This window comes from Bradyrhizobium sp. WD16 (assembly GCF_024181725.1).
Classification (GTDB): domain Bacteria; phylum Pseudomonadota; class Alphaproteobacteria; order Rhizobiales; family Xanthobacteraceae; genus Bradyrhizobium_A.
This window is the reverse complement of the sequence record NZ_CP028908.1, coordinates 5,938,957-5,945,179: the sequence shown is the minus strand read 5'-3', so window position 1 is coordinate 5,945,179 and position 6,223 is coordinate 5,938,957. Positions and strand designations below refer to the sequence as shown.

Below are 6,223 nucleotides of genomic sequence, written 5' to 3'. Positions count from 1 at the left end.
ACTAGAATCATAATGATGCTAGAGCAGACTCCGATCAAGGTGGATCATATCCGCATGCGGCGAAGTAGTTTGCGCATTGGGCGGGCTTGAAGATGTCGGCGCAGGTTTCGAGGGCGCGCATCAGGGCGGCGACAGTTCGCTCGGCGATTTTGCGCAAATGCGCTTTCAGCTTGGAAAACGCCTTCTCGATCGGGTTCATGTCGGGGCTATAGGGCGGGAGGTAGAGCAGCTCGGCGCCCGCGGCCTCGATCAACTCCTTGACCCGCGGCCCCTTGTGGGCGGACAGATTGTCCATGACGACAACGTCGCCTTTCGTGAGGGTAGGAACGAGGCAGTGTTCCACCCAGTCCTCGAACAGGGCGGCGGTGATCGGACGATCATAGGTCTTCGCCGCCACGAGCCCGCGAAGGCGGATGCCGGCGACGAGCGTGACCGTCTTGTAATGGCCGTGCGGCACGCCGACGCGCAGCCGCCGCCCACGCCGGCAACGCCCGCCTTTGCGCGCCAAATTGGTCGAGGCGCCCGTTTCGTCGATGAAGACGAGCTTCTCGGGATCGAGATCGAGCTGTCGCTCGAACCATTCGAGGCGTTGCTTCAGGACGTCCGGCCGCTGCTGCTCCGAGGCGTGTGCGGTCTTTTTTTAAACGTGACGCCATGACGGTCGAAGAAGCGCCACAGCACGGAACTCGAAAAATGCTCGCCGCAATTCCTGATCAGACGTTCCTGGATCTCCAGCAGGGTGACGTCCGGCGTGCGCCGGATCAGACCCATCAGATAGCCGTGATGGGCTTCGATGCGGCCGGAGCGGCGATCGCCTCCAGTCGGCTTCGGCGACATTTCTCCCGTCGTCTCGAATTGCTTGACCCAGCGCACGGCGCTCGCAATGCTGACTTCGAAACGCTTCGCCGCCGCATTGCGCGACAGCCCGCCCGAGACGACAGCCTCCACCACTCGTTTGCGAAGATCGTCGGAAAGCGCCATTCCAGCCGCCTCCATTCTGCGGCAGGAATCATGAATCAGATGTCAGCCGATTCGGGAATCCTGATTCGATTCACATCGCTCGGAGCCTGCTCTAGTGTCCCTTTGTTTCCAACGTTCGTATGAGCGCCTGCTGCAAAGGAATACGAACGTTGGAAACGGGACACTAGCTTTTTGATTTTGCTAGTGTCCCGATGTCTCCGAATGACCGTGCGTGGGTGAGGCAAACGAAGCGGTAATTCGGAGACAGGACACTTGCGCGTTTTCCCGCGAAGTGGATACCGGTTCGCGCGAAGAAACGCGTCAAAACAAAAAAGACCAGAGCCTCCGCTCCGATTCCATCGGAGCGGCGACGGCTTTAGTCCAGCGTGCTGATATAGGCCGCCACCGCCGCGATCTGGTCGGGCTTCAGATCATGGGCGATGGGCTGCATGATCGCCGACGTATCCGGGTGAGCCCGGTCCTGGCCGCGCTCCTTCTCCCAGTTGGTCAGCTTCCTGGTCACATAGTCGTGGAGCTGGCCGGCCAGGCGGGGAAACTGGCCGTCGCCCTTGGCCTGCGGTCCGTGGCACGACGCGCAGGGTGGAATGTCGGTGCCTGCCACGCCTTCCTCGTAGATCTTCTTGCCTTTCGCCGCGAGGTCCTTCGGCGCGCCGCCGAGCGGCTTGGGATCGAGCGTCTGGAATTCGTGGGTCAGCGCCGCGAGCATCGCCGGGCTGAGAACGTGAGCGACGTTGAACATCACCGGATTGCTGCGCCGGCGCTCGATGAACGCCTTCAACTGGTTCTCGATATATTCCGGCTGCTGGCCGGCGAGGCGCGGCATCGGATAGGCACCGCGAAAGCCTTGCGCCTGAACGCCGTGGCAGGTCTTGCAATATTCGAGTTTGGCCTGGACCTCGCGCTTCGAAACCGGGGCGTTGCTCTTCTCTTCGGCGTGAAGGCCGCTCAGTGCGAATACCGCGAGAATGACGGATGGCAAAATCAACTTAAGATTGAAGTTCATAGAATTCACCCCTGGAATCATTCGATGCGGGTCGAGATCCGATTTAACTCGTATCGAGATACCGTCCGTCCATCGGCGCGACACTTCGCTGCCGCCGTTCGAAGCCGAACGTTGCAGAAAGGCATCACTTGAGGGAAATCACGGTAGTCTCTGTTCAGTCCCCTGCGACATTATGTCCACTCTACACTAACATGCGCGGGCTTCGTAAGCGCTTTTCTGCGCGGCGACGGGGGCTTCCACCGCGGGGCTCACACAATGGGCGGGAAATTCATGCAAGTCGGTTGCAGTCCTCGGTCGGGGTCGGTGGAGCCGCGCGGTCTTCCCACTGCTGTCCTGACCGCCATCATCGCGGCCGTGATCGCGGTCTTCCTCAGTCTCGGGTTCGCGCCGGAGGCGAATGCTCTCCCGAGTTTCGCACGGCAGACCGGACAACCTTGCGGCACCTGTCATACCGATTTTCCGGCGCTGACGCCGTTCGGGCGTCGCTTCAAGCTGCTCGGCTACACCGCCGGCGGTGGGCAATTCCGCACCACGCCGTTCTCCTCGCCCGGTGACGATCGCGCCCAGGCCGAGAAGCTGCAGCGCTATCTCAAGGCCGCGCCATCGGGCAGCGACGGCGACAGCAAGGAGTGGGTGCCGCCGATCTCGATGATGGCGGTCGTGGGCTACACCAACACCCAGGCGCCGCTGCCGCCGCCGACCGATCCGTACAGGCCGAACGACAACGTCATCGTCTCGCCGTTCAGCGGTTTCTGGGGCGGCGCGATCACCGACAATATCGGCGCCTTCGCCCAGGTGACCTACAACGCGCCGCCCGCCGGCGGTTTTCCGGATCCGTTCGGCCACACCTGGACCTGGGACAACACCGATGTCCGCTTCGCTTCCACGGCGACGATCGGCCCGCTCGATGTGATCTACGGCATCACGGCAAACAACAATCCGACAGTCCAGGACGTCTGGAATACGACGCCCGCCTGGTCCTTCCCTTATTCGGCATCGACCATCGCGCCGACCCCGGGGGCCAAGACCTTGATCGAAGGCGCCTTCGCCGCGCACGTCGCCGGCGTCGGCGCCTACACCTTCATCAACGACATGCTCTATCTCGAGATCACGGGATACCGCACGCTTGGCTTCAGCGCCCAGAACTGGCTCGGCACCGATCCGTTCGGCGCCCCGGGCCAGTTCGACGGCGTGGCGCCGTACTGGCGCGTCGCGCTCGAACCGCATTGGGGCCGTCATTCCTGGATGCTGGGTACCTTCGGAATGCAGTTCGCCGTCAACCCCTGGCTCGATCCGACCTTCGCGTCGGGCTCGACCGGGACCTTCGGCCTGTCGGATAAATTCACCGATATCGGCTTCGATACGCAGTACCAGTACCAGGGCGACAACTACTGGCTGACATTGCGCGGCAGCTGGATCCGCGAATTCCAGCGCCTTGACGCCAGCTTCACCAATGGCGCGGCCAGCAATCCGACCAACGAACTCAATTCCATGCATCTGCAGGCGTCGTTCGCCTATGGCGGCGACAACCGCGTCGTGCTCACCGGACAGTATTTCAACATCTGGGGCTCGTCGGACGTGCTGGCCTATGGCGGCCTCGCCAGCGGGTTCAGTCCCGACAGCAACGGCTGGATGGCGGAAATCGCCTACATCCCGTTCGGCCTGAGCAAGGCGCCGGGATGGCCGTGGTTCAACGCCCGCATCGCGCTGCAATACACCAATTACGACAAATTCGAAGGCACTTCGGTCGGTGCCAAGGACCACAACACGCTGTTCCTGCACGCCTGGTTCGCGATGTAGGTGCGACAATTCAAGGGGAGAACCGGTCATGAAGAAGTCGATATACGCCTGTGCCGCGACGCTCGCCGTGATGACGGCCGTGCCCGCCATGGCTGCGGATCTCGCGGTCCAGGCGCCGCCGTCGTTCGTCGAGCGTTTCACCTGGACCGGCTGCTATCTCGGCGGTCATGTCGGCGGCGGCTTTGCCCATAACGACATCACCGATCCGGTGGCGCTTGTGCAGGATTCATTCGGTGCCGGACCGACGGTCGGAGCGACGACGGTCAGCCCGTCGTCGAGCGGCGTCGTGATCGGCGGCCAGATCGGCTGCGACTACCAGTTCGCGCCGAGCTGGGTCGTCGGCATCGAAGGTGCGGCGTCGGGCGCCACGATCAGCGGCGACACCACCGTGCCGCTGCCGCTCGGCTTGGCCGGCGAGACGGCGCTCGTGAACGCCAAGACCGACTTTCTCGGCAGCGTGACCGGCCGCCTCGGCTTCACCGTCGACCGGGTGCTGTTCTACGGCAAGGCCGGCGTCGCCTGGGCCGGCGGCAAGTACATCGACAGCGGCACCTTCCTCGGCACGACGTTCCGCTTCGAGGGACCGCAAACCCGCACCGGCTGGACCGCCGGCGGCGGCGTCGAATGGGCGTTCTCGCCGCATTGGTCGACCTTCATCGAATACGACTATTACGGCTTCGGCAGCCGTGACACGTTGATGTCCGACCCGATCAACGTCTTGTCCGGCACGGTGTCCACCAAGCTCAACGTTCAGGTCGTCAAGGCCGGCGTGAATTTCCACATGTGGTCGGCCGGATTGTGAGGCCTGATCCGGACCGCAGCCGGGCAATGCGAAGGGCAGGCGGATGAGACGCATCGATCCCCGAACGGCCTTGCAGGCGGCGGCGTTCGCGGCCGCGCTCGCGGTGACCGGCAGCTCCGGTCCGGGGCGCGCGGCCACCGCGGGCGGCCACGACTTCCAGGCCAAGGTCGAGTTCTGCAAGACCTGCCATGGCCTCTCGGGCCAGGGCTATCGCGGCTATTTTCCGATGCCGCGTCTCGCCGGCCAGCCGAGCGAGTATTTCGAGAACCAGCTGCGCGCCTTTGCCGGGCGCCACCGCACCAACACGATCATGGCCGGCGTGGCGCGAAGTCTGAGCCCGCCGATGATTGCGGCTCTCGCCGCCCATTTCCGCTCCCTCGATCCACCGCCGATCGGCGGTGGGCCCCGCGCCCAGGCCGGGCGCGGCAAGACGATCTTCGAACTCGGCATTCCCGAGGCCAACGTGCCGGCGTGTTCGGCCTGTCACGGTGACGACGGCAGGGGGCGCAATGAAATCCCGCGCCTCGCCGGGCAGCTTTACGAATACACGGTGGCGAAGCTCGCCAACTGGTCGAAAGAGCGCACGGACAGCAACGCGGCCGTGATGGGCCCGACTTCGCACAACCTCACTGCGTCGCAGATCGCGGCGGTGGCAGCCTATGTGAGCGACCTGAAATGAGCCCTTCGAGCCGGACATCGCGCGCCAGAGCGCGGGGGATGAAGCGCGCTGGAGCTGGATTTGGCGTTGGGCTCGTCGTCCTGACGCTGGCCGCGACGGCGCTGCCGGCCGCGGCCGGCGAGAGCTGGCACGCGGCGGTGCAGAATTGCACCTGGTGTCACGGCACGGCGGGGCAGGGCTTCGCCACGGCGCCACGGCTCGCCGGCCAGCGGCCGCGCTACGTCGAGAACCAGCTCCGCAGCTTCGCCAACCACACGCGGGACAATCCGTTCTCGCAGCAATACATGTGGGGCGCTGCAGCTGCGCTGCGTCCCGATGCCGCCCGCGAGCTTGCCGCCTATTTCGCGACGCTGCCGCCGAAGCCGGCCAATGACGGCGACCGCGATCTTGCCGCGACGGGACGCACGCTCTATCTCGACGGCCTGCCTGAGGCCAATGTCGCGTCCTGTCTTGCCTGCCACGGTCCCAACGCCGAGGGCATCCGGGAGATTCCGCGTCTCGGGGGGCTGTCCTACGATTATCTCAAGCGCCGGCTCGCGCAGTGGGGGCAGGGCTACCACTCGGCGCCGGACTCGCCGATGCCGCGCGTCGCCGTCAGCCTGTCGCCGGATCAGATCGAGGCGCTGGCCTCCTATCTCAGCTTCGTCCGATAGCAGCGGCTTCCGCTCCCACCAGCGAAAGTTCCTAGCTTACAGTATGCTTACATGGCGCTGGTGCGTGGACTGACGCTCGCACCCGCCATGGCGGCTACGTCGTCCGCCGGCCGTCGTCAACCTGCCGTTCATTTGCTTCCGTTCATTTGCTTCGTTTGAATTTCTGCTTGCCGGATCACGACTTGAACGGCCGAGGCGCTTCGTGGCCGCGATCGCGCGAGACACATTTGGACACACGCCACGTTTAGGCCCCAAAGGAATGGATGCTGATCATCATTCATGCCGATGACGGCGTGTGAATGGGT

At 64.1% G+C, this 6,223-nt stretch carries 6 protein-coding genes; 4 read left to right on the top strand and 2 right to left on the bottom strand.

All coding sequences use genetic code 11. The features are described 5' to 3' along the window. Positions 1-34: 34 nt before the first annotated feature. Together DB459_RS27300 and DB459_RS27295 are read right to left on the bottom strand one after the other, a co-directional pair. Positions 35-981, bottom strand: a protein-coding gene (locus DB459_RS27300; protein WP_253706644.1) for an IS630 family transposase whose coding sequence is annotated in 2 segments (ribosomal slippage) — positions 35-642 and positions 642-981 — 948 coding nt in all. Because the reading frame shifts where the segments join, the coding sequence is not laid out codon by codon here. 355 nt (positions 982-1,336) lie between these two features. Then, positions 1,337-1,984, bottom strand: coding sequence for a cytochrome c (locus DB459_RS27295; RefSeq protein WP_253710531.1), 648 nt, complete (start codon positions 1,982-1,984; stop codon positions 1,337-1,339). Positions 1,985-2,287: 303 nt separating this feature from the next. Here DB459_RS27295 and DB459_RS27290 point away from each other — a divergent pair, with 303 nt between their 5' ends. From DB459_RS27290 to DB459_RS27275, 4 genes are read left to right on the top strand one after another with little or no spacing between them, the layout of a single operon-like run. Continuing rightward, positions 2,288-3,784: a cytochrome C gene (locus DB459_RS27290; protein ID WP_253710529.1), complete on the top strand. Its 1,497-nt coding sequence runs from the start codon at positions 2,288-2,290 to the stop codon at positions 3,782-3,784. Between the two features lie 28 nt (positions 3,785-3,812). Continuing rightward, positions 3,813-4,586 (top strand): outer membrane protein, encoded by a 774-nt coding sequence (locus DB459_RS27285; RefSeq protein ID WP_253710526.1) that lies wholly within the window; start codon positions 3,813-3,815, stop codon positions 4,584-4,586. Positions 4,587-4,629: 43 nt separating this feature from the next. Then, positions 4,630-5,265 (top strand): c-type cytochrome, encoded by a 636-nt coding sequence (locus DB459_RS27280; protein ID WP_253710524.1) that lies wholly within the window; start codon positions 4,630-4,632, stop codon positions 5,263-5,265. Between the two features lie 38 nt (positions 5,266-5,303). Then, complete coding sequence (locus tag DB459_RS27275) at positions 5,304-5,918, top strand: cytochrome c (protein WP_253710521.1); 615 nt, start codon at positions 5,304-5,306, stop codon at positions 5,916-5,918. Positions 5,919-6,223 lie beyond the last annotated feature (305 nt).